Raw genomic sequence first — 21,539 nt, forward strand, 5'->3', positions numbered from 1 at the left:
TTAATAAGGCGGTGAGTTCCACCGTGTCAGTCTATGGAGTTGATGTAAGACTTTAGCCCAATGGCGAGAGCAAACAACGGTGAAGTAGAAAGAAAACGCTAATTTTGCCATTTGGTAGATTTAGGTAGGTTTTTCGGAACGGTATATGGAAAAAATATTAGCCCCAGCCGACGGGGTCAATATCTAACGAGAGGCGCATATAAGCGGCAGAAGGCATCGCCAAAACTTGTGCCCACCATTGGTTCAATAAATCATGCAAAGTGGCGCGGTTTTGGCTTAGCAGAAGTAATTGCGAATGATAGCGGCTATTTTTTTTGGTCATCGGTGCGTCAATAATCGGTGACACACTCACGCCAAGCGCACTTAACTGCTCAGACCGTGGAAGCAACTGGCGCGCATCACTCAACGCTTGGTGGTTTTTGGCCAGCGTTTTGCTTTCGGCGCGCACCAAGCAGGCGTGGCGATAGGGCGGCAAGCCCAACATTTTGCGCTCTGCCAACAGCTGCTGCGCCAATGCCAAATAACCATGCCGCACCAAGGTGAGTAGGGCAGGGTTCTCAGGCTGCACGGTTTGGATGAGCACGCGCCCTGCTTTATCGGCGCGTCCTGCGCGTCCTGCTACCTGTACTATCAGCTGTGCGGTGTGCTCAGGTGAGCGAAAATCCGCCGATAAAAAGCCGCGGTCAGCATTTGGCATCACCACCAGCGTGACATTGGCAAAATGATGACCTTTCGCCACCATCTGCGTGCCGACCAAAATCGCCGATGGCTCATCGTGAATTTGCTGATACAGCCGCTGCCAGCTGTCTTTACGCCGCGTAGTATCGCGATCAATCTGAATAATCGGCGTGTCTGCAAATAGTTCTTGTAAACCCTCAACCAGCCGTGCCGTGCCCATACCCATTGGGTCAAGATTGGGGCTGTTGCACACGGGACAGGCAGACGGAATCATCTGCTGCCAGTCGCAATGGTGGCATTTTAGCTGCGCCGCAGGCGTATAATGCACGGTCAAATGCGCGTCACAGCGTGGGCAATCGGCTTGCCAACCACACGCCGCGCACAGCAAAATTGGCGCATAGCCACGCCGATTAAGAAATACCAAGACTTGCTCGCCATCAGCCAGCGTGCGCTGCATCGCGGCAATAACGCTACTGGCTAGACCATGCTGAGATTTGTATTGCCGTGCATCGACAATTTGCATGGGTGCAAGCTGGGCATTACCTGCGCGTGCCGTCAGAGTTAGCTCATCAAGTTTACCCTGTTGCACCAACGCAAGGCTCTCAAGCGATGGCGTTGCCGTGCCTAACACCACGACAATACCGCGTTTAAACCCGCGGTACAAGGCAACATCAGTGGCATGATAACGCAACGTATCTTGTTGCTTATAGGACAGATCATGCGCTTCATCGACGATAATCATGCCAAGATTGGCAAACGGATATAGCACCGCAGAGCGCGTACCGATGATAATTTGGGCAAAGCCCTCGCGGCACGCTTGCCACCCCTGCAGACGCGCATTGTCGGTCAGCCCCGAATGCAGCATCAGCACATCAGTAGCAAAACGCTCGGCAAAACGTTGGCGTGTCTGCGGTGTTAAGCCGATTTCAGGCACCAAAATCAGCACCTGCTGCCCTGCTGCCAGCACATTGGTCATGGCTTGTAGATAGACCTCGGTTTTGCCGCTGCCTGTGATCCCATTGAGTAAAAAACCGTGATAACCGCCCGTGTGATAAGCCTCAGTGATGGCATCAACAGCGCGTTGTTGGTCAGCATTGAGCGTCAGGCTGTTTACCACTTCGGTAATAGGGGCAGGTTTTTCGGGCACGCGCCAATGTGATGTTAATAAACCTTTTTCGCTAAAATCTTGCAAAAATTTGCGCTCAACACCTGCCGCCAAGGCTTGCGATTCGGCAATAGGCGCATCACGGCTGAGCATCTCAAACAAAGCAAATTGTTCACGCTGCTTATGGGCGCGGCGGCTGATATCACCGTCTTGCAAAGCGCGCGCCAGTTGCCAATAACGCTCGCTAAAATTCAACGCTGCGCCTTGACGCAACAGCGTCGGCAACATCACCGCGTACACATCGCCGAGCGGATAATGGTAATATTGCGCCAACCACGCGGCAAACTCACGCATGCCATCATCAAGCAGCGGCTGCGTGTCGAGCACCTCTTGCACGGCTTTGATTTTTTCGGGCGCAAGCTCACTGTGGTCAATATGCGCGACCACAATGCCGACCAAAGATTGCCGCCCAAACGGCACACGCACACGCGCACCAACAGGTGGTCGCACCGCGTCAGTACGATAATCAAATACCCGATACAGCGGCACGGGCAACGCCACTTGAATTAGCATGGCTAAGGGGTTTAAAAAGTGCTGCTTAATCTTAGACAAAGCACCTTAAGCTAAGTGCAAAATCGCCTCGATTTCAACCACCGCGCCTTTGGGCAAGGCTGCAACTTGCACCGCCGCACGCGCAGGATAGGGTGCGATCAAACGCTCAACAAAAAGTTTGTTTAATGCGTCAAAATCAGCTAAATCCGTCAAAGATACATTGAATTTGACCACATCTGCCAATGAACCGCCTGCTGCTTGGCAAATTGCCGCGATGTTATCAAGCACCTGACGCGCCTGTGCTTCAAAGCCTTGCGCTAACTGCATGGTTTTGGGATCAAGCCCGATTTGCCCCGATACATACACGGTTTGTCCAACTTTAACGGCTTGTGAATACGTGCCGACGGCGGCAGGTGCGTTGTCAGTTTGGATAATCTCACGGCTCATAAATTAATCCTTTTAAACGTATAAAAAACTGTATTTATCAATATGCAATACGCGAAATAGCTTATTTGGAATGTACCATTATGCCATGGCAGCGACTTCGTCATTCCATTGGTACAGGCGTTGAATGTTGGGATAGCCCAAATACGTGCGCAGACGTAAAATCAGCTGCGCCAACTGCTCGCGGCTTTGTACCACGACAAACAATAAGCTATAGCCTGCGCGGTGTTCAATACTCTCAAAGCCTGCATTGACCTCACGCACCAAAAAAATCACCTCACTGACTTGCTCATCGGTCAGCCGCTGATGGATACGCAACGCTGCGTCAAAGTACACGCGTTGGTTGAGCGCGTCTGTCTCACTTGTCTGCCGCCAGTGTAGCGGAATGACTTGATAGTCGTTGATCTTACGGATTTCATCAATTGAAAAACACTTGTGGCGGTGCACCACCAAGCCATTTTTTGACAAATGCCCAACAATCGGGTCACCATAAATTGGATGACAGCAGCTTGACAGTGTTGCTTCCATTCCTGGCGCGTCGCTAATTAGGCTTTGTGGTTGGTGGTCGGCATGGGCATGGGCTTGATTTTCGGCAAGCTGTTCGGGAGTCAAAAGCCAAGACACCGCAATTTGTGGCAATAGCTTGCCCGTGGTGAGCTCTTCAAACAGCTCGGTTTTATCGGCAAGTCCGCGCCAGCTGAGCAATTTTTGCCACGCGCTGTCATCAAGTTTTGTGATATCCAAGCCTTGATTGGTCAATGCGCGCGCAAATGCCGCTTGCCCTTGGGCTTGGCGTTGTTCTGCTGTCAAGCCTTTGAGCCATTCAAACAGCACGCGCCGTGCTTTGTTGGTGGCAACAAAACCCAGCCATTCGGCTTTGGGCTCGGCTTTGGCATCTGTGTCTAGTTGCACGGTTTGCCCCGTTTTGAGCACTGTGCCAAGTTTTGCCTTATGCCCGTTGATACTTGCACCTGTGGCGTGCATAGCAAGGCTACTACTGACCGCAAAGGCAAAATCTAATGCTGTTGAGCCGCGCGGTAACTCATACGCATCGCCTTTGGGTGTATAGCAGATAATTTTACGCTCGTGCAAATAATCAATCAGTTTATCTACCACCGCCACCGCCTCATTGGGCATGGTGTCATCAACGGCATGTTCGTGAATCAGGTTTTGCAGGTTACGTAGCGACGCTTGAATAACGCTACGGCTCAGGTACGACGCCTCCTCACCCATCAAAATACCCAACCGCGTGGTCTTAAGCATGGTTTTGGTTAAGATCTTGATTTTGATGGTATTTTGTTCGGTGTGATAAGTTAATGTCAAAGACTGGTTACCACCTGCTTGTGGATGGCGAATATGGTCTTCAATTTGGTGAGCAGGGATTTGGTATTTTTCGGTGAGATAACGGGCAACGCGGTCACAATGGTCGATTTCATCCATCACAAGCATAAACTCATGCCGCCACAGCAAATCATTGATTTCACCGCGATTTTTAAAAAACTGGCGAAACAACGTCACACGGTTATCAACATCTTTGACATAGCCTTTGACATTGAGCCGATTTAAAACGATATTTAAATAATTATGAATGGATTCACGCTGAAAGGCACGTCCCAAACCATGTTGTAATAGCTTATCTGACAGCTTGTAATACATGGCAGCGTTTAGGCTGCGGTAGCACAAAATTTCAATATAATCGGCTAAGTCATTTAGCCCCATAATACGCGCAAATGGCACATAAAAATCTAACGTTTCTTGTGCGGTCGATCGTTGTTTTTTTTCGGGCACCGCGTCAATCGTGCTCATATTGTGCAAGCGATCGGCAAGTTTAACAATCAGCACGCGCGGGTCTTCTAGCGTGGCAGTGATGATTTTATAAAACGTATTGGCTTTGTTGATGTGTTTTTCGTTGGAGGATTTAAGTTTGGTCACACCATTGACGATTTGCGCCACATCCGCACCAAACTGTGCCTTGATGTCGGCTTCAGTCACCGCTGTGTCTTCCACCGTGTCATGCAAAATTGCCGCCACCAGCGTTTGCACATCCATACGAAAACTTGCCAAAATCTCTGCCACCGCGATCGGGTGGGTGATATATGGCTCGCCAGATTTGCGCTTGTCATGGATGTGCGCTGCATCGCCAAACGCACACGCGCGCAGCACCTGTTCGCGGTCGGCCGCCGACAAATAACCCAATAGGCGCATTAAATCGTGTTGCGCGGCATCCACCTCGGGGTGACTACGCTTTGGCAATATGGTTGGCATCAAATCTCCCCATCAAGCAATGCAGCGATAGCATACGCGCCCAAACCTGCGCTCAGTTTTAAATCTGTGCTAAGCAAAGTATCTTGCAATAAATTGTATCCCAGCTTATTCCAGCAACGTGCTTCAATCAGCCATCAAAACCAAGCTGCCACTGTATATGCAAGCCATAAAAAGACAGCAAAAGGATATCTTAATTAATCGCATTTTGGTACAAAAGTCAAGTAAAACTGTACCGACGCACCAAAAACGCCAAATTTCGTTGATAAAAAACCCCCACTCACTGTGGGGGTTTAGCTGATCAGCGTTTCAAATAGATTGGCTTAAAACGGCTGTCCGCTTGAAATCGTAAAATTAAGCTCATCAAAAGATTTTGGCAATTCACGCTCAGGTTGGCTCAAAATATCTTTGTTCACCAAGCCTTCAGCGATTTCGCGCAGCGCAATGACAGTCGGTTTGTCGTTTTCGCGTTCGACCATCGGCTCAGACACACCGCGAGCCAATTGACGCGCGCGCTTACTGGCAACCAAAATCAAATCAAAACGATTATGGATATTGTCCAAACAATCTTCTACCGTTACTCGCGCCATCGTAACCTCCACCGTTGAGCTAAATTTGGCTAATCGCTTAGCATAGCAAACTTTGCTATCAAAATCCAGTTGGTTTTTGGACTCGCCAACAGGCTTAGCAAATTATTTAATGATCTTTAAGCCTGCCGTATTGGCACGTTTTGGACGGCTGGTAGGGGTTTTAGGCGCGCTGTCCTCAGTCGCTGGTGTGTAGTTGGCATACTCGTTGGGGTCAAAAAACGTACCCACGGCGTTGTTTTCTTTGGCATAAATGCCCATCACCGCCGCGATTGGTAGCCAAATCTCACGCGATACACCACCAAAGCGCGCATAAAAGTGGATGTAATCATTGTTGATTTGCAGATTGCCCGTGGCTTGGCTGGCAATATTGAGCACAATTTTGCCATCTTGCACATGCTCAGTCGGCACTTGTGTGTTGGGGTAGGTCGCATCCACCATGATATACGGGGTCAGCGCGTTGTCTTCTAGCCATGCAAAGATAGCGCGTATCATGTAAGGACGGGTTGGGGTTAAATTATCCATGATTATCTCTTAAAATAGGAGTAAACAATAATGTCTAGCGAGTCGTTATACTTGCCTGAAACGTCGGGCGAGCAAATACGCGCGCGCAGTAATTGAGCAGTGGACGGCACAATGTCGGCGGTAGGGTAATCTGCATTGCAGGCAGACGGTATAACATCGGCGCAAGCAAGCAATCACACAGCCCAAAGGTATCGGACAAAAAATACACCCGATGGGCAAACAGCGGTGCAAGTGTGACCAAAGAATCCGTCAGCGATTTTCGTGCCGCTTGCGCACGTGTAGCATCTAGCGTGTCAGCGTGGGTCAGTAGCACATCGGCAAGCTGTAACCAGTCTTGCTCAATACGCCACATCAGTTGGCGGTATTGCGCACGCGTAGTGGGCGTTTCGGGCAGCAGTCTATACGCGGGATAACGTTCTTCTAAATACTCAAAAATCACTGCATTGTGGTACAGTACCAGTTCTTTGACCACCAACACGGGCAGAGTATTGTACGGGTTTAAGTCCGCTAAATCCTCACGGCTAAATGCCGTTGGGTCGGGCGCATCCTCATCCTCATCGATCAACGGTACCTCGATTGCAGGCACGCGCACTTCATCAAAGCCAATTTGTTTTTCCAGCAATGCCAAACGCACTTGATGACTCAGATAACCATCATCGGCATATAAAATTGGCGTATTAGACAGGGGCGGCAGCATGCAATGGTATAAACTTAGGGTGCAAAAGCATTAGCCTAGCGTATTTGATGGTCTTTGACAAGTTATACCGTGTCAAAAATAAACAAGGCAACCGAAGCTGCCTTGTTGTGTGTGTAGATGTAATTTATTTTACATCTTTCCAGAATTCTTTATTCAAGAAATACACAGGGATGAATAACAACAGCAAGAATACCAAAACATACACACCAATTACCTTGCGCTTGTGTGCCATTGGTTCTGCTAGCCACGCCATAAAGTTTACGATATCGCCGATGTTTTGGCGATACTCTTCTTTTGAGGTGTTCATTTGCATATCATGCAATACAAACGGCATAGCGACGTTATGCAGTACGAGGTTATTAGCCCCCCATGGACGACTTGGGTCTTCATAAAAGCCAAGTAGGTAGGTGTATACCCAATCTTCGCCACGCAGACGTGTCTCTGAAGATAAATCAGGTGGCTGAGCACCAAACCAGCCTTTTTGAAGCTCAGGGTCAATCCCAGCAGTGATATGATCACCGACTTGGTCGGTAGTCACCATGAGGTACTTTTCAACCAACTCTTTAGGGATGTCCAAGTCTTTGTACATCTTTGAGTAGCGCACATATTGCGCGCTATGACAGCCCACACAGTAACTCATGAACAGCGATGCACCACGCTGAATAGAGGCTTTATTGGTCAGATCCACAGGCGCTTTTTCGCATTGTAGCTCATGCTCTTTGCCTGCGGCATCGGTATAACTGCCGCAACCATGCCCTTCAGCCGCATGTGCACTACTGGCACCTGCTGCCATTGCCACCGCCAAGCCAACGCCTGCTAAAGTTTTTTGCAACGTTTTCATTAATGATGACCTCCAGTGACACGTTCAGGTGGCTGCTTACACGTTTCAATCGAGGTGTAAAACGGCATCAAGATAAAGAACAAGAAGTACAAAATTGTACATACCCGTGCGATGATGGTAGATAAATCACTAGCAGGGGTTGCACCCAAATAACCCAATACCAAAAAGCTTATCACAAAGATTGTCAAAGCCACATGTGACATCCAACCTTTGTAGCGAATCGAGCGCACAGGCGAACGGTCAAGCCATGGCAAAACAAACAAAATTGCAATCGCGCCACCCATCACCAAGACACCTGGCAACGCTGAGCCAAACATTGAGGGAGTAGCACGCAACATAGCGTAAAATGGCGTGTAATACCAAACAGGCGCAATGTGTGGCGGTGTTTTAAGTGGGTTAGCGGCCTCAAAGTTTGGTGGCTCAAGGAAATAACCACCCCCTTCTGGGAAGAAGAACACCACCGAGAAGAACACCATAAAGAATACCACAATACCCACCATGTCATGCACAGTGTAATATGGATGGAACGCCACGCCATCAAGCGGCACACCGTTTTTATCTTTTAAGCGTTTGATATCAATACCATCGGGGTTATTTGAACCAACATGGTGCAATGCCACCAAGTGAACAAATACCAAACCAACCAAAATCAACGGAATGGCAACCACGTGCAGGGCAAAGAAACGGTTTAGCGTGATACCTGAGATGATATAGTCACCCTTGATCCACTCACCAAGCGCATCGCCAATCACAGGAATTGCAGCAGGTAAGTTTAAAATAACCTGTGCACCCCAGAATGACATGTTACCCCAAGGTAGCAAATAGCCAAAGAAACCTTCTGCCATCAAGCACAGGTAAATACCCATACCAATCAACCAGACCAATTCACGTGGTTTTTTGTATGAACCGTACAGCAGTGCGCGGAACATGTGCAAATACACCACAACGAAAAACGCCGACGCACCTGTTGAGTGCATGTAGCGAATCAACCAGCCACCTTGCACATCGCGCATGATATATTCAACCGATGCAAACGCCCCTTCGGCGCTTGGGTTGAACATCATGGTAAGCCAGATACCAGTAACCAGTTGGTTTGCCAATACCACCATTGACAACACGCCAAAGAAATACCAAAAGTTAAAGTTTTTTGGCGCGTAATATTTTGACATGTGGTATTCATAGGTTTCAGTCGCAGGAAAACGCGCGTCCACCCAATGCATAAAACGTTTACCCATGCTCATTATGACACTCCCACCGTCAAGATTGTGCCGCTAAAATTATAGTCGGGAATCGCCAAGTTACGCGGCGCAGGCACGTTTTTAAACACACGCGCTGCCAAATCGTACTTTGAACCATGACACGGGCAAAAAAAGCCGCCCAACCAGCTGCTGCCGCCCAAATCTGCTGCGCCCACCTCGGGACGAAAGCTTGGTGCACAGCCTAGATGCGTACACACCCCTTCACACACTAAGATGTTAGAACCATCGCGTGAGCGAGTTGGGTTTTTGCAATAATCAGGCTGCACTGAGCCATCAGACGTTGGATCAACCAACAACGGATCCATCTTGGACAAATCGTCCATCATCTGTTTGGTGCGATTGACAATATAAATAGGCTTACCGCGGTACTTGACCACCACCATTTGACCTGACTCGATTGAGCTGGTGTCATAAGTTACGGGCGCACCCGCCGCTTCCGCTTTGGCACTTGGATACCATGAGCGCACAAATGGGGTAGCAATCGCACCCACTCCAACCGCGCCCATCGCCGCCGTTGTGGCGATCAATACTCTTCGACGTTTGACATCGACGCCTTCGGCATGGTTCATTAATTATTCCTCCAAATTAACGCCGCAACACCTTGCTGTATGTGCCTTGCCCGACGGATCGAGTAGGGCAGCTAGCTGGGTCGCCGTTTTATCGTTTAACTCGCGTTTTAACTAAACAGATGTAAGTCTGCTGTATTAGGTTCAGCGGCTTTATCTAACATTCAACCAATAGCCACTAAATCAAACGGGCAATGCCATCGCGTCCATCTGCGACCGTGTTGCAGTCAAATCAGGCAAACGCATGGTAAAGATAGGTTGTGCAATCGACGCGGCGTTAAATCAATTTGGGTTACATGACGGTATATTGCTACACCGTTGCTAAATCCACACTATTTCTAAGGCTATTTTAAAGCAGAAGTGGGCTAAATTCTACCGTCATCGCGTCTAAATTTCGCTAATCTCGGCTATTTTAAGCTATTTTGGGCGTAAAATAAATGTTACGCGCTGTTTTCGTACGAAAATATAAGCGAAATAAAAAAACCCTTGCGTTAGACACAAGGGTTTTTTGAAACAAGCAAAAAACGTTACAAAAAATTCGATTAACGTTTTGAGAATTGTGGACGTTTACGCGCTTTACGTAGACCCAATTTTTTACGTTCAACTTCACGCGCGTCACGAGTCACAAAACCAGCTTCTTTTAGGGCAGGTTTCAATGTTTCATCAGAGTCAATCAAAGCACGGGTGATACCGTGACGGATTGCACCTGCTTGGCCATTGATACCACCGCCTTTGACGGTGACATAGATGTCATATTTGTCGGCAGCGTCAAGCAGTTCTAAAGGCTGACGTACTACCATCACTGACGTTTCACGACCAAAGTATTGCTCAAGTGGCTTACCGTTTACAGTGATTTTACCAGTACCTGATGACAAAAATACACGTGCGGTTGAGGTTTTACGGCGACCTGTGCCGTAGTTACGATCTGCTGTTGCCATGCGATGCTCCTAATTAGATATCTAAGACTTGTGGCTGTTGCGCGCCATGTGGGTGCTCGCTACCAGCGTAAAGTTTAAGTTTTTTAATCATGGCATAGCCAAGCGGACCTTTTGGCAACATACCTTTAACGGCTTTGTGTAGCACGTCTTCTGGCTTGTGCGCCAGCAGTTTGGTAAAGTTGGTTTCCTTGATACCTCCAGGATAACCAGTGTGGCGGTAATATTTTTTGTCTTGCGCTTTTTTGCCAGTTACCGCGATTTTGTCCGCGTTGATGACGACAATGTAATCGCCAGTATCAACGTGCGGTGTGTATGAAGGCTTATGCTTACCACGAAGGCGAGTTGCAATTTCACTTGCCAAGCGACCGAGCGTTTTACCTTCAGCGTCCACGACATACCAGTCGTGCGTCACTTCATGTGGTTTAGCACTGATAGTTTTCATGTTAAAAACCTTTTAAGGATAATGTTGAGAGGGATGTCTGGGAAACGAGGGCTCTCAAAATTCGAACGCATATTATAGGCACTTGTTTGTCTTGTTGCAAGCACCTAGCAAAAATATTCTTGGCAAATACTTTGCCAAAATACGGCAAGATCAATCGGCAAGTTTTTGATATAACACATCAAAAATTTCGCGCCCTTCATTGATACCGCGCTGCTCAAACTTGGTTAAAGGGCGAAAATCGGGGCGCGGTAAAAACTGACCTTGACCTGCCACGTTACAAAATTCGGGCATGTGATCAAGCACAATCAGCATATCTTCAGCGTATTGTGCCCAATCAGTGGCGGCATGAAAATAACCGTTTGGCTTGAGTGCACGACTGACGATTGCCATGCGTTCAGGCTGAACAAAGCGGCGTTTGTGGTGTCGTTTTTTGGGCCATGGGTCGGGGAAGTACAGCTGCAGCGTGTCGATATGGGCGGCAGGTAGCTGTTTAAGTAGGGTAATCGCGTCGCCTGCAATCAGCTTTAGATTGGTCAGCCCTGCTTGCCCTGCCAGATACGCGCAGTTGCCCAAGCCTGCCTCGTGCACCTCAATGCCGACAAAGTTGCGTGTGGGCTCAGCTTGCGCCATTTGTACCAGTGTTGCACCCATGCCAAAGCCAATCTCTAAGGTCAAAGGCAAATCGGATTTGGCAAATAACGCGCGTAAGTCGGTGATGCCTGTGATGTCCAATGCTTGCCGCGCGTCATCAGCTTGCACAAAAAAGCGTGCAAATTCTGGTTGCAAACCTGCTTGCGCTTTTTTACCCATGTGGGTTTTGCGCTTCATAAAGGTTTGGATGCTACGGTGGCGACGGTTGTCTAGTGCAGCGCGGTTGTCACTGTCGGCAGTGGTTGGTAAATCGGTGTGTGCAGTAGGGTCGGTGATTGACATGATAGGTTGATAAAATTTAATCCATCAAATGGCAAAAGCCAGCAGTAAGAATGAACAAAAGTACGCTCAAGGGGCACGCAAAAAGCTGCGGCGGTGGCTAAAAATGCGCTATTATATGCCAAAAGCGCGGCGCAATAAACCGACACGCGCACCAGATAAACGACAATTTGCTGAATTTGTATGCTATTTATTGAAACCACGTCGCCACCGCCGTTTTGGCAAGCACAGCTGACCGATAAACAGCGGTTGGCGTACGACAAAGCCTTTATTGGCAAGCGTTCGCAGGCATACTATCTCAAACGCTTTGCCGAATTTGACCGTGCAGGTCGGTTGTCACCCAAGTGGCATTGGGCGGGTTTTTTGATGACTTTTCCGTGGTTGCTGTACCGCAAGCGTTATTTAGATAGCATCGTGTATTCGGTGGCAGGTTGGTCGTTTATTCAGCTCATCATGACGTTGGTGTTGGTGTTGGCGGAGTTTTTGTTCATTCATGACTTGGATGCGGCTTGGCGGATGCCGCTGCGCATCGGGCTTGGGCTTGCGGTGTGGGGCTTTTGGGCGGTTATTGTCGGGCGTTGGACAGATGCGTATTATTACCGCATGGCACGGCGTGAGATTGCCGATGCGATTGAGCTGTATCCACGTGATGAAGCGGCGCAGATGGCGCATTTGCGCGAACACGGTGGTGTTAGTTTGGTTGGTTTGGCATTGGCGTTTGGGTTTTATGCATTTTCGTTGGCGGTAATTCAGGTGCAGTTTTTGCCGATTTATGCCAAGCAAAAAGCCAATGATACGTTGTTTGTGGCGTATGATATCGTCAATAGCGCGCAAAACCGTGTCGAGGCGATTTATCAAGCCACAGGCAAATGCCCAATCAATACACCGCTTTCGACCGATAACCAACGCGTGCGCTTGCAGCTGCTGACCGCTGCCGATGGCGTGCCAATGACCAGCCACTGTATGATCCAAGCCACTGTGCAAGGTGTGCCGTTTCCCAATCGCTGGCTTAACGGACAAACGCTCATTATGTATCGACAAAGCGATGACCCCAAACAGACAGGGTGGGGCTGCGTCACATCGCTCAACCGCAAACAAACGCCAAAACAGTGCCTAACAGCCGAGCGTTGATGACGCTACTTGTGAGTCAAAACTTGCCACACGCCGCCAAACCACAATCGGCAACAGACACGCCAGTCCAATCAACATACTCAGACCAAAATGTGCTGTATAGCCCAACCTGTGTGCCAAATAGCCACTGGCAAAATGTGCCACACCGCTTAGCACCGTCAGCAAACACACCTGCATCGTATAGTCACTGCCTGCATGATAGAGGCGTGCGTAGTGCATGACGGTGGTGAGCAGAGCAATCAAGGCCAACGCTGCGCAAAAATGTTCCAACGCATTGACCGCATACAGCCAACCAAAATGCTGTAGCCACCCTTGTGCAAAGCCTAGCGCTGCCAGCCCGTATAGCCCCGTTGTCAGCGCTTGCCAACCATTAAACCACAGCAGCGCTGTATCGCGCTTGATATGACGCAGCGCAAGCGTTGCCACCCACGCACCCGTCAAGGATGCCGCCGCGCCCAATACCGTCACCCACAGCCCCATATCCGCAAGGCTCACACCGCTATCGACCATCATTGGCTTGACCATGTCGCTAGAAATACCATCAGCGATTTTAAAGGTCAATAATACCCCAAGCCATGCGCGCAGCTCACGATGAGCCGTAAAATAACGGTACTGCTCGCGCAATGCGTGCCAAAGTTGGGTAAAATTTGGTGGGGTGGAGCGCTTGGTCAAATTGCTAGAAACTTGAGCCGCTCGTGCTGCCTCACGATAACGCCAAATTGGAATGGTATTGAGCAGCACCAACCCCGCCAACGCCAAAAATCCGTTACGCCAGCCGATGCGCTCAAGCCACATCAGCAGCAGACCACCACCAACAATCAGCCCAACGCGATAACCAATGACCTGCACGGCATTGCCTTGGCTTTGTTGGTGGCGTGTGTCGGGTTCGGTCAAACGACTGGGTAAATTCGGATCGGCTTTTAGCAGACGCGTTGCCAAACCATCGGTGGCGACATCTTGCGTCGCACCAAGCAGACTTAAGCCAAACAGCACCACGTACAACTGCACGACAGCAGCATTGTCCTGCAAGCGTGTCGGCTCAAAAAACGCCACCACGACAAGCAACACCACCGCCAACAGCTGTGTTGGCAAAATCCAACTGCGCGCTTGCCCGATACGCGCCGAATAATGCGTATCGACCCATGGCGACCACAAAAACTTGATCGCCCACGGTAGCATGACCAGCCCCGACCAACCAATCATCACCAATGACGCGTGATAACTGCGCAAAATGGCAGGCAAGGCTTGGGTAATAAAGCCTGCAGGCAAGCCTTGTGCCAAATATAAGGTCAGCAGCAAAGCTAAGGTCTGGCGTTGGTTTAGGCGCGCGAAGGCAGTCATAAGTTTAAAATAACCAATAACTAAAACTCATCTAGCTAAACACCTTTTTTAGCTAAATACCACTGTCTTATTGCCTGCCACAATCACACGGTTGTCTAAATGCCAACGCACCGCACGCGTCAAAACATTGCGCTCAACATCTTGCCCCAGCGCGCGCAATTCAGCAACACTATGCCGATGCCCCACGCGCAACACATCTTGCTCAATAATCGGGCCTTGATCCAAGTCGGCGGTGACATAATGCGCCGTTGCACCAATTAACTTCACCCCCTTGTCATACGCTTGTTGATACGGATTGGCCCCGACAAACGCAGGCAAAAACGAGTGATGAATATTGATGATTTTCATTGACCAATTGGCGACAAAATCCGCCGACAAAATCTGCATATAGCGCGCCAAAACCAACAAATCGCAATCAGCAACCAACGCCTGTAGCGCAGCCTCACTGGCGGCTTTATCCGCGCCATTCACAGGCACAACGTAAAAAGGCACGCCAAAATTCTCCACCGCGCGGCGTAGATGATCATGATTGCTCACCACGCACGCGATCTCACACGCCAACTGCCCGCGCTGCCAACGCCACAGCAAATCAAGCAGTGCATGGTCAGCCTTTGACACCAAAATCGCCACCCGTTTGCGCTGACGGCTGTCAAATACCTGCCAATCCATGGCATACGTCTGTGCAACGTTTTGCGCGAAGTCATCGCAAAATGCCGCGCCTTGCTGCGCCCAGTCCTGCGCCGCAAATGCTAGCCGCATAAAATACTGCCCACCTTCCAACGCCGTTGAATACTGATCAAGACTGATGATATTGCCGCCATGGCGATACACCGCCGCTGATACCGCTTGCACAATGCCTGCTTGGTCTTGGCATTTAATCAGCAGCACGATGGTTGTCATCGCGTCAATGGTTGGTAGGTTGGATCCTGATAGAGCCGACATTGATAAGCTAGGCGACGAAACAGTAGAGATTTGACTCATAAAAAATTCCAATTTAACCAATACAAACACAATAAATAAAAATTTATGTTATAAAAAATTAAGCAATCTTAAATCAAGGACAACCCATAAAGGGCGATTAACATAGCCCAACTTGATGACCACTTGATGAAACAGCCCAAAACTTGATCATATTTTTCAATCGACCTAAGAGGTTTTGACCAAGCTGTCAAGTGCCTCGGCAGGCAAACGCCAACGCCCTTTTTTCTTACCGCGTCCGCTGCCGCGATTGAGTAGATTTGCCCCCATCACCAGTTTATCCAAACTGTGCTGGTGGTAAGCATGGCAAATCGCGCACGCCAAACCATCCGCCGCATCGGCTTGTGGCGTAACATTGAGATCAAGCAGACGCACAACCATTGCCTGAATTTGCGCCTTATCTGCCGCGCCATAACCGCACACCGCTTGCTTGATTTGCCGTGCCGTGTATTCCTCAACCGCCAAATCTTTGGCAACCAACGCCGCAATCGCTGAGCCACGCGCCTGTCCAAGCTTTAACGCCGAATCGGGATTTTCTGCCATAAATACCTGCTCAATCGCTGCCAACATCGGCTCATCGGTGTATTTTTGGTAATACTCAACAATACGCGAGATACCAAAAAAAATCCGCTTCAAGCGTTCGGGCATATCGGGCGATTCGGTATAAATCGTGCCTGCGTCCAAAAACGTCAGATTACCGCCCGTTTGCTGCACAATGCCGTAGCCTGTCATGCGTGAACCGGGATCAATTCCAATAAAAATTGTCATACATACCACTAAAAAATCGAACATTGAACCAACAACGCGCCAAATTCGCGTCAGTCGTCATTATAGCCGATGTTGGCGCACAATTTGCTGCCCAGTCACGCAATAAAATCGACTTGGCGCTATGTCACACACGTTAAAAGCTTGATATACTAAAATTTATCCTTATCATAGCCGTAGACGTGGCAAAATCAGATGTGGCAAAATCGCGGCAAGTATTTGCCTATTAAAAATTTTTAAGACACTTACCCAAAAGGATACCGCTTGATGATTGGAAATGTGCTTGGCATCGCGATTGTTTGGTTTATCATTGAAATGCTGGTTTGGTACTTAATTGCCCAGTTTATCAGTGGTTGGTGGGTATTTGGCTGGTTTATCGTTGCCGCTGTTATCGGTGTCATGCTGATCAAAAAAGGCTTGGGTACGCTCAAACCGATGGCGGCACAGGCGCAAGCAGCAATGCTCAACCCTGCGATGCGCCCCCAAGAAAATACGATGGTACGCGCATTGGCCCTGTGTCTAGCAGGCGTGTTGTTTGCTTTGCCAGGGATCCTAAGCGATCTTGTCGCACTGATTGTGCTACTGCCTGTCGTGCAAAATAAAGCCAAAAACGCCGCCAAAGACTATGCCACCAAAAATCCCGAAAAACTCATGCAGATGATGGCAAGCCGCATGGGTGGTATGGCAGGCATGCCAGGGATGGACGCGGCACAAATGCAGCGTATGCAAGAGATGATGCGCGGCGGTGCAGGTGGTAATCCGTTTGCAGGCATGGGTGGTTTTGGCAATAGCTTTGGTGGCAACTCACCAGATGCACGCCCAAACCCGACCACGCGCGCGCGCCTAGGGCGTACCACCATCGATGGACAAGCCAAAACCGTCAATCGTTCTGCCAATGACGATTGAGCAGCCTTGGCTTAAAACAGCCATAAAAAAATCGCCTCTGTGTTTGGGGCGATTTTTTTGAACAATTTTTGCTTAAACCGCAAAAAATCGATCGATGCTTATTTGTTTGCGTCGTCTTTGTTTACACCGTTTACGCCGTCTTTTAGACCTTTACCAGCTTTAAAGCTTGGTACGCGGCTAGCTGGGATTTCCATTGATTCACCAGTTTTTGGATTGCGACCTGTACGTGCTTGACGCTCTTTTACGCTAAACGTACCAAAACCAACCAAAGACACGCTGTCATTGTTTGTCATCGCTTCTGAAACCGCATCAATAAAAGCATTTAGACCGGCAGTGGCTTGCGCTTTGTCCAATTTGCCGTCGCTGTGTTTGACCATGCTGTCAATCAATTCTGACTTATTCATCCGTTTATTCCTTCCAAAGTTCTCGCCAAAGCTTAGCGGGTAGTTAAGACCAATTTACTGATTGCTATGACGTATCAGCTGGGTGCCGAATGGCTTTGATTATAAGTAAACTCATGCGCCTAAACAAGCGTGTTTCTGCGGTTTTTGTGTGGTTTTGCATATTTTTGGTAAAAATAACGCTAAAAGCGCGTTAAAAGTCGATGATTAGCAGGTAAAATACATAGATTGTCGCACCAAATAGCCCCAACTAAGATTGGCATCGCCTGCCAACGCTGCTAAAATGGGCACGGTTTTGCCTATAATTTGCTAAATAGATTTTGTTAAAATCACCGACGATCGAGAAGCCGATGAATCCATCAACCCAACCGACCTCAGCCCATAACCACACGTGGAATGACACGCTGCTTAATATCGTGTTGGCAATGGTTGAAACCATCATCACCTTGCTGCTACGTTTTGACGCGCCTTTGCGCCAAGCGGCGTACCCGTTGGCACAAAATAATACGGTGGTGTGTGTGCGCTCGTATGTGCCGCACGTGACGTTTTATGCCACATTTACTGTCAATGGTGTGCTGCTTGACAGCCAGTTGCAGCCATCGCAGCAGGTTGATGTCACCATTAACGGGTTTACGTGGCAAATTGCGCAGGCGATTTTTACCGATCAACCAAAAGCCATTGACGCGCTACAGATGCGCGGTGAGGTCGATGACGTTGCCCAAGTCACCCATTTTTTAAATACCATTGGCGTGGTGCAAGTTGTCCAACAGCTGATTGCCTCGGTGAGTAAAAAAGGCAAAAAATCTGCCCAAACAGACGCTGCGGCACAAAACCAGGCCGTCAGCAAGCAACAAGCAATCGCTGAATATAAAGCGCGCATCAGTGAGCAAGAAAGCCAAATCAACGCGCTGACCATTGAGCAAGCCCAACACAACGCCCAAATTGCCGAACTCAACAGCAAAAACAAAACGTTGAAAATTGCCTTGATGGTCGTGGCGGTACTGTGGATTATTACGCTGATTGTTTGGTGGTGGATGGCGCGTTAATAGGTTTGTTTGCCACACGTTGGTTAAGGTAGTTATTTGTCTTGGATAATCTTGACTAAAATGCTAAGAATTAATCTTGACTAAATAACTCGGGTTTAATTATAATAGCCTTCATCAAATGCGATGAAGGTTTTTGTTTTTTTATACGCTTCATCAAATTGCACGGATGTAAGTAAATAGTTAAGCCACGACAATCAGCGGAGATGTTATGAGATTAACCACGCGCGGGCGTTATGCGGTGACCGCCTTATTGGATTTGGCGTTGCAAGATAGCCAGCACGCTGCCGCCGTGTCGTTGTCCGATATTGCCAAACGCCAAGCGATTTCGATTTCCTACCTTGAGCAATTGTTTTCTAAATTGCGTAAGCAGGGGTTGGTGGTCAGCACACGCGGAGCATCAGGCGGCTATCATATTGCCAAACCACTTACTGATATCAGTGTGATGCATATTATCGCAGCGGTTGATGAATCGATCGAGGCGCGCGCCTGTGAGGGGCAAGGCAATTGCCAAGACGGCGCGATGTGCTTGACGCATGATTTGTGGACAGGCCTGTCTGAGCATATCGCTGATTATTTATCCAATGTCACGCTTGCCGAGCTGATCGCTGGGCAAAATGTACGCCAAATTGCTCAGCGTCAAGAGCGTGATGTGCAGCGTTTAGAGCAGCTCAGCGCCGAACAACCAATTGCGCTGAAATTTGACACAGATTATACCAACGCACGCGACACCAAGCCTACCGATAGCAAAGCAAGCAAGGGCGCGTATTGTAAAGACTGTACTACCCGCACAACCAAACTTCGGGAGAATATGCCAGCATGAGCCATCCCATTTATTTAGACTATGCCGCCACCACGCCGATTGATGCTGATGTTGCGCAAAAAATGATGCAATACATGACCTATGAAGGCGTGTTTGGCAACCCTGCGTCACGTTCACACGGTTTTGGCTGGCAAGCCGAGGAAGCCGTTGAAAACGCTCGCCAACAAATCGCCGATCTGGTCAATGCCGATCCACGTGAAATTGTGTTCACCTCAGGTGCGACCGAATCGGATAACCTTGCCCTAAAGGGTGTGGCGCAATTTTATAGCAGTAAAGGCAAGCACATTGTCACCAGTAAAATTGAGCACAAGGCGATTTTAGATGTCTGCCGCGAACTTGAGCAACAAGGCTTTGAAATCACCTATCTTGAGCCAGAACAAGGCACAGGCTTGATCCATGTCGAGCAGGTCAAAAATGCACTGCGCGATGACACGATTTTGGTAAGCCTGATGATGGTGAATAACGAACTAGGCACACTGACCGATGTGGCGGCAATTGGTGAGATTACCCGTGAGCGTGGCATCATCTTGCACGTCGATGCCGCACAAGCTGCAGGCAAAACACCGATTGACTTAGCCAATATGAAAATTGACTTGATGAGCTTTTCAGGTCATAAAATCTATGGTCCAAAAGGTATTGGCGCGTTGTACGTCAGTCGTAAGCCACGCGTGCGTCTCAAAGCGCAAATGCACGGCGGTGGACACGAACGCGGTATGCGCTCAGGCACGCTAGCCACTCACCAAATCGTCGGTATGGGCGAAGCGTTTGCTGTTGCCAAAGAAAAAATGCCAACCGAGCAGGCGCGTATTGCAAAATTGCGTGACCGTTTGTGGAATGGTTTAAAAGATTTAGACCAAGTATTTTTAAACGGTGACCTTGAGCACAGTATTCCAAATATCATCAACATCAGCTTTAACTTTGTTGAAGGTGAGTCGATGATGATGTCGCTAAAAGACCTTGCTGTGTCATCGGGATCAGCGTGTACCTCAGCAACGCTTGAGCCATCGTACGTGCTACGCGCTATTGGGCGGTCAGATGAATTGGCGCACAGCTCGATTCGCTTTAGCCTTGGGCGTTACACCACAGAGCAAGACATCGACCGCGTGATCGAAGAAGTGCGCAATGCGGTGACCAAATTGCGTGAATTATCGCCTTTGTGGGATATGTACCAAGACGGTGTGGACTTAGACAGCGTTGAATGGAATGCACACTAAGCCCTTGATTTTAGGTGCTAAACCGCTATTTAGTTAGTATAAAATTGTGTTAGCCAGCTGATAGCCGTTGCCATACATCTGTACTGAATCATGTAAGCGCAGCGGCTGTTGCCCCGCAAGCCCAAACTGCAAAACCAAGCAATGAAACCTGAGACGGCAAACAAATTAGGAGTCAAAAATGGCTTACAGTGAACAAGTGATTGACCACTATGAAAACCCACGCAACGTTGGTAACTTTGACAAAAACGCTAAAAACGTTGGCACAGGTATGGTGGGTGCGCCTGCGTGTGGTGATGTCATGCGCCTACAAATCCAAGTGAGCGATGATGGTATCATTGAAGACGCACGGTTCAAAACTTACGGCTGTGGCTCAGCGATCGCCTCAAGCTCATTGGTTACTGAATGGCTTAAGGGTAAAACCTTAGAGCAAGCGCGTGAAATCAAAAACAAAGATATCGCTGAAGAATTGGCATTGCCACCTGTGAAGGTTCACTGCTCAGTATTAGCCGAAGATGCCATTAAAGCAGCGATCGAAGATTACCAAGCCAAAGCAGGGCAGACAAAAGCCCAAACCGCCGAGGTAGGCGCTTAAATTTTTAAGCCAAACGTTACACAATAAACGTTAGAAACAAATAAACGTTAGAAATATAAGCTTTTGCGTAAACACAGCTAAGTTAGTTACACTGGCTTGGCTGATTGACCTAAACTATTACCCTTGACCGACGAACCCTTAATGAATGAAGGAGTTGCCATGATTCAGCTTACCGAACGCGCCGCCGACCATGTGCGCAATTTTTTGCAAAATCGTGGACATGGTGAGGGAATTCGCATAGGTGTACGCACAGCAGGCTGTTCGGGGCTTGCCTATGTTCTTGAATTTGTTGATACCCCCGATAGTAATGATGAGCGTTTTGATAGCTACGGCGTGAATGTATTTGTTGATCCTAAAAGTTTGGTCTATCTGAATGGCTTACAGATGGATTATGTCACCGAAGGCTTGAACGAAGGCTTTAAATTCACCAATCCTAACCAAACGGGCGAATGCGGCTGCGGTGAGTCATTCACCGTTTGATGGATCATACCGTTCGATAGATAATTGGTACAAGTATTG

General features: G+C 48.7%; 22 protein-coding genes and 1 pseudogene. 7 read left to right on the plus strand and 16 right to left on the minus strand.

Annotated features, from left to right (window positions below; all coding sequences use genetic code 11):
* Nucleotides 1-157: 157 nt before the first annotated feature.
* The 12 genes from MA2_RS01525 to trmB form a co-directional block, all read right to left on the minus strand.
* Nucleotides 158-2,356, minus strand: a complete 2,199-nt coding sequence (locus MA2_RS01525; protein WP_067055490.1) for a primosomal protein N' — start codon at nucleotides 2,354-2,356, stop codon at nucleotides 158-160.
* A gap of 45 nt (nucleotides 2,357-2,401) precedes the next feature.
* Nucleotides 2,402-2,782, minus strand: coding sequence for a Rid family detoxifying hydrolase (locus MA2_RS01530; protein ID WP_067055493.1), 381 nt, complete (start codon nucleotides 2,780-2,782; stop codon nucleotides 2,402-2,404).
* Between the two features lie 78 nt (nucleotides 2,783-2,860).
* Nucleotides 2,861-5,044 (minus strand): HD domain-containing protein, encoded by a 2,184-nt coding sequence (locus tag MA2_RS01535; protein ID WP_067055496.1) that lies wholly within the window; start codon nucleotides 5,042-5,044, stop codon nucleotides 2,861-2,863.
* A 320-nt stretch (nucleotides 5,045-5,364) separates the two neighbouring features.
* Nucleotides 5,365-5,631 carry a DNA-directed RNA polymerase subunit omega gene (gene rpoZ / locus MA2_RS01545; RefSeq protein ID WP_067055502.1) on the minus strand — a complete coding sequence of 89 codons (267 nt, stop codon included), beginning with the start codon at nucleotides 5,629-5,631 and terminating at the stop codon, nucleotides 5,365-5,367.
* Between the two features lie 102 nt (nucleotides 5,632-5,733).
* Entirely contained in the window at nucleotides 5,734-6,153 is a 420-nt protein-coding gene (locus tag MA2_RS01550) for a ClpXP protease specificity-enhancing factor (RefSeq protein WP_067055505.1), read from the minus strand.
* Nucleotides 6,154-6,187: 34 nt separating this feature from the next.
* A complete protein-coding gene (locus MA2_RS01555) occupies nucleotides 6,188-6,850 on the minus strand; it encodes a glutathione S-transferase N-terminal domain-containing protein (protein WP_067055508.1) in 663 nt (220 codons plus the stop codon).
* Nucleotides 6,851-6,974: 124 nt separating this feature from the next.
* Entirely contained in the window at nucleotides 6,975-7,691 is a 717-nt protein-coding gene (locus MA2_RS01560) for a cytochrome c1 (RefSeq protein WP_067055511.1), read from the minus strand.
* Nucleotides 7,691-8,911, minus strand: a complete 1,221-nt coding sequence (locus tag MA2_RS01565; protein ID WP_172459204.1) for a cytochrome b — start codon at nucleotides 8,909-8,911, stop codon at nucleotides 7,691-7,693. Before MA2_RS01565 ends, MA2_RS01560 begins: the two co-directional genes overlap by 1 nt.
* 20 nt (nucleotides 8,912-8,931) lie before the next feature.
* Nucleotides 8,932-9,519 (minus strand): ubiquinol-cytochrome c reductase iron-sulfur subunit, encoded by a 588-nt coding sequence (gene petA / locus MA2_RS01570; protein WP_067055519.1) that lies wholly within the window; start codon nucleotides 9,517-9,519, stop codon nucleotides 8,932-8,934.
* Between the two features lie 539 nt (nucleotides 9,520-10,058).
* On the minus strand, nucleotides 10,059-10,454 hold the full coding sequence (gene rpsI, locus MA2_RS01575) for a 30S ribosomal protein S9 (RefSeq protein ID WP_067055520.1): 396 nt from the start codon (nucleotides 10,452-10,454) through the stop codon (nucleotides 10,059-10,061).
* A 13-nt stretch (nucleotides 10,455-10,467) separates the two neighbouring features.
* Complete coding sequence (rplM, locus tag MA2_RS01580) at nucleotides 10,468-10,896, minus strand: 50S ribosomal protein L13 (protein WP_067055523.1); 429 nt, start codon at nucleotides 10,894-10,896, stop codon at nucleotides 10,468-10,470.
* A gap of 150 nt (nucleotides 10,897-11,046) precedes the next feature.
* A complete protein-coding gene (gene trmB / locus MA2_RS01585) occupies nucleotides 11,047-11,829 on the minus strand; it encodes a tRNA (guanosine(46)-N7)-methyltransferase TrmB (RefSeq protein ID WP_067055526.1) in 783 nt (260 codons plus the stop codon).
* A 180-nt stretch (nucleotides 11,830-12,009) separates the two neighbouring features.
* Here trmB and MA2_RS01595 point away from each other — a divergent pair, with 180 nt between their 5' ends.
* Nucleotides 12,010-12,957 carry a DUF2628 domain-containing protein gene (locus MA2_RS01595; protein WP_067055532.1) on the plus strand — a complete coding sequence of 316 codons (948 nt, stop codon included), beginning with the start codon at nucleotides 12,010-12,012 and terminating at the stop codon, nucleotides 12,955-12,957.
* Here the strand turns inward: MA2_RS01595 and MA2_RS01600 are convergent.
* The 3 genes from MA2_RS01600 to ruvC form a co-directional block, all read right to left on the minus strand.
* The gene (locus MA2_RS01600; protein ID WP_067055535.1) at nucleotides 12,940-14,298 is read right to left on the minus strand and encodes an MFS transporter; all 1,359 of its coding nucleotides are present in this window, start codon (nucleotides 14,296-14,298) and stop codon (nucleotides 12,940-12,942) included. The genes MA2_RS01595 and MA2_RS01600 overlap by 18 nt on opposite strands.
* Nucleotides 14,299-14,346: 48 nt before the next feature.
* Nucleotides 14,347-15,198, minus strand: a complete 852-nt coding sequence (gene purU / locus MA2_RS01605) for a formyltetrahydrofolate deformylase (protein WP_245945385.1) — start codon at nucleotides 15,196-15,198, stop codon at nucleotides 14,347-14,349.
* A gap of 246 nt (nucleotides 15,199-15,444) precedes the next feature.
* A complete protein-coding gene (gene ruvC / locus MA2_RS01610; protein ID WP_067056081.1) occupies nucleotides 15,445-16,044 on the minus strand; it encodes a crossover junction endodeoxyribonuclease RuvC in 600 nt (199 codons plus the stop codon).
* A gap of 267 nt (nucleotides 16,045-16,311) precedes the next feature.
* On the opposite strand from ruvC, the gene MA2_RS01615 reads away from it, so the two are divergent.
* The gene (locus MA2_RS01615; protein ID WP_067056084.1) at nucleotides 16,312-16,947 is read left to right on the plus strand and encodes an FxsA family protein; all 636 of its coding nucleotides are present in this window, start codon (nucleotides 16,312-16,314) and stop codon (nucleotides 16,945-16,947) included.
* Between the two features lie 98 nt (nucleotides 16,948-17,045).
* Here MA2_RS01615 and MA2_RS01620 read toward each other — a convergent pair whose 3' ends face one another.
* Complete coding sequence (locus MA2_RS01620) at nucleotides 17,046-17,351, minus strand: HU family DNA-binding protein (RefSeq protein ID WP_067055538.1); 306 nt, start codon at nucleotides 17,349-17,351, stop codon at nucleotides 17,046-17,048.
* Between the two features lie 347 nt (nucleotides 17,352-17,698).
* Here MA2_RS01620 and MA2_RS01625 point away from each other — a divergent pair, with 347 nt between their 5' ends.
* From MA2_RS01625 to iscA, 5 genes and pseudogenes are all read left to right on the plus strand, one after another.
* Entirely contained in the window at nucleotides 17,699-18,394 is a 696-nt protein-coding gene (locus MA2_RS01625) for a hypothetical protein (protein WP_067055541.1), read from the plus strand.
* 208 nt (nucleotides 18,395-18,602) lie between these two features.
* Nucleotides 18,603-19,034 (plus strand): annotated as a pseudogene (locus tag MA2_RS01630) (Rrf2 family transcriptional regulator); the annotation flags it as partial.
* Nucleotides 19,035-19,210: 176 nt separating this feature from the next.
* The gene (locus MA2_RS01635) at nucleotides 19,211-20,428 is read left to right on the plus strand and encodes an IscS subfamily cysteine desulfurase (protein ID WP_067055543.1); all 1,218 of its coding nucleotides are present in this window, start codon (nucleotides 19,211-19,213) and stop codon (nucleotides 20,426-20,428) included.
* A 178-nt stretch (nucleotides 20,429-20,606) separates the two neighbouring features.
* Complete coding sequence (gene iscU, locus MA2_RS01640) at nucleotides 20,607-21,020, plus strand: Fe-S cluster assembly scaffold IscU (protein WP_067055546.1); 414 nt, start codon at nucleotides 20,607-20,609, stop codon at nucleotides 21,018-21,020.
* A gap of 159 nt (nucleotides 21,021-21,179) precedes the next feature.
* Nucleotides 21,180-21,500, plus strand: coding sequence for an iron-sulfur cluster assembly protein IscA (gene iscA, locus MA2_RS01645; RefSeq protein ID WP_067056087.1), 321 nt, complete (start codon nucleotides 21,180-21,182; stop codon nucleotides 21,498-21,500).
* Nucleotides 21,501-21,539: the final 39 nt, after the last annotated feature.

The organism is Moraxella atlantae NBRC 14588 (assembly GCF_001591265.1).
Taxonomy (GTDB): Bacteria; Pseudomonadota; Gammaproteobacteria; order Pseudomonadales; family Moraxellaceae; genus Faucicola; species Faucicola atlantae.

What these genes read in the sequence shown, in the direction of transcription:
- MA2_RS01525 (WP_067055490.1), bottom strand. Translation starts at nt 2,356, where the DNA reads ATGCTAATTCAAGTGGCGTTGCCCGTGCCGCTGTATCGGGTATTTGAT.
- MA2_RS01530 (WP_067055493.1), bottom strand. Translation starts at nt 2,782, where the DNA reads ATGAGCCGTGAGATTATCCAAACTGACAACGCACCTGCCGCCGTCGGC.
- MA2_RS01535 (WP_067055496.1), bottom strand. Translation starts at nt 5,044, where the DNA reads ATGCCAACCATATTGCCAAAGCGTAGTCACCCCGAGGTGGATGCCGCG.
- rpoZ (WP_067055502.1), bottom strand. Translation starts at nt 5,631, where the DNA reads ATGGCGCGAGTAACGGTAGAAGATTGTTTGGACAATATCCATAATCGT.
- MA2_RS01550 (WP_067055505.1), bottom strand. Translation starts at nt 6,153, where the DNA reads ATGGATAATTTAACCCCAACCCGTCCTTACATGATACGCGCTATCTTT.
- MA2_RS01555 (WP_067055508.1), bottom strand. Translation starts at nt 6,850, where the DNA reads ATGCTGCCGCCCCTGTCTAATACGCCAATTTTATATGCCGATGATGGT.
- MA2_RS01560 (WP_067055511.1), bottom strand. Translation starts at nt 7,691, where the DNA reads ATGAAAACGTTGCAAAAAACTTTAGCAGGCGTTGGCTTGGCGGTGGCA.
- MA2_RS01565 (WP_172459204.1), bottom strand. Translation starts at nt 8,911, where the DNA reads ATGCATTGGGTGGACGCGCGTTTTCCTGCGACTGAAACCTATGAATAC.
- petA (WP_067055519.1), bottom strand. Translation starts at nt 9,519, where the DNA reads ATGAACCATGCCGAAGGCGTCGATGTCAAACGTCGAAGAGTATTGATC.
- rpsI (WP_067055520.1), bottom strand. Translation starts at nt 10,454, where the DNA reads ATGGCAACAGCAGATCGTAACTACGGCACAGGTCGCCGTAAAACCTCA.
- rplM (WP_067055523.1), bottom strand. Translation starts at nt 10,896, where the DNA reads ATGAAAACTATCAGTGCTAAACCACATGAAGTGACGCACGACTGGTAT.
- trmB (WP_067055526.1), bottom strand. Translation starts at nt 11,829, where the DNA reads ATGTCAATCACCGACCCTACTGCACACACCGATTTACCAACCACTGCC.
- MA2_RS01595 (WP_067055532.1), top strand. Translation starts at nt 12,010, where the DNA reads ATGCTATTTATTGAAACCACGTCGCCACCGCCGTTTTGGCAAGCACAG.
- MA2_RS01600 (WP_067055535.1), bottom strand. Translation starts at nt 14,298, where the DNA reads ATGACTGCCTTCGCGCGCCTAAACCAACGCCAGACCTTAGCTTTGCTG.
- purU (WP_245945385.1), bottom strand. Translation starts at nt 15,198, where the DNA reads ATGACAACCATCGTGCTGCTGATTAAATGCCAAGACCAAGCAGGCATT.
- ruvC (WP_067056081.1), bottom strand. Translation starts at nt 16,044, where the DNA reads ATGACAATTTTTATTGGAATTGATCCCGGTTCACGCATGACAGGCTAC.
- MA2_RS01620 (WP_067055538.1), bottom strand. Translation starts at nt 17,351, where the DNA reads ATGAATAAGTCAGAATTGATTGACAGCATGGTCAAACACAGCGACGGC.
- MA2_RS01625 (WP_067055541.1), top strand. Translation starts at nt 17,699, where the DNA reads ATGAATCCATCAACCCAACCGACCTCAGCCCATAACCACACGTGGAAT.
- MA2_RS01635 (WP_067055543.1), top strand. Translation starts at nt 19,211, where the DNA reads ATGAGCCATCCCATTTATTTAGACTATGCCGCCACCACGCCGATTGAT.
- iscU (WP_067055546.1), top strand. Translation starts at nt 20,607, where the DNA reads ATGGCTTACAGTGAACAAGTGATTGACCACTATGAAAACCCACGCAAC.
- iscA (WP_067056087.1), top strand. Translation starts at nt 21,180, where the DNA reads ATGATTCAGCTTACCGAACGCGCCGCCGACCATGTGCGCAATTTTTTG.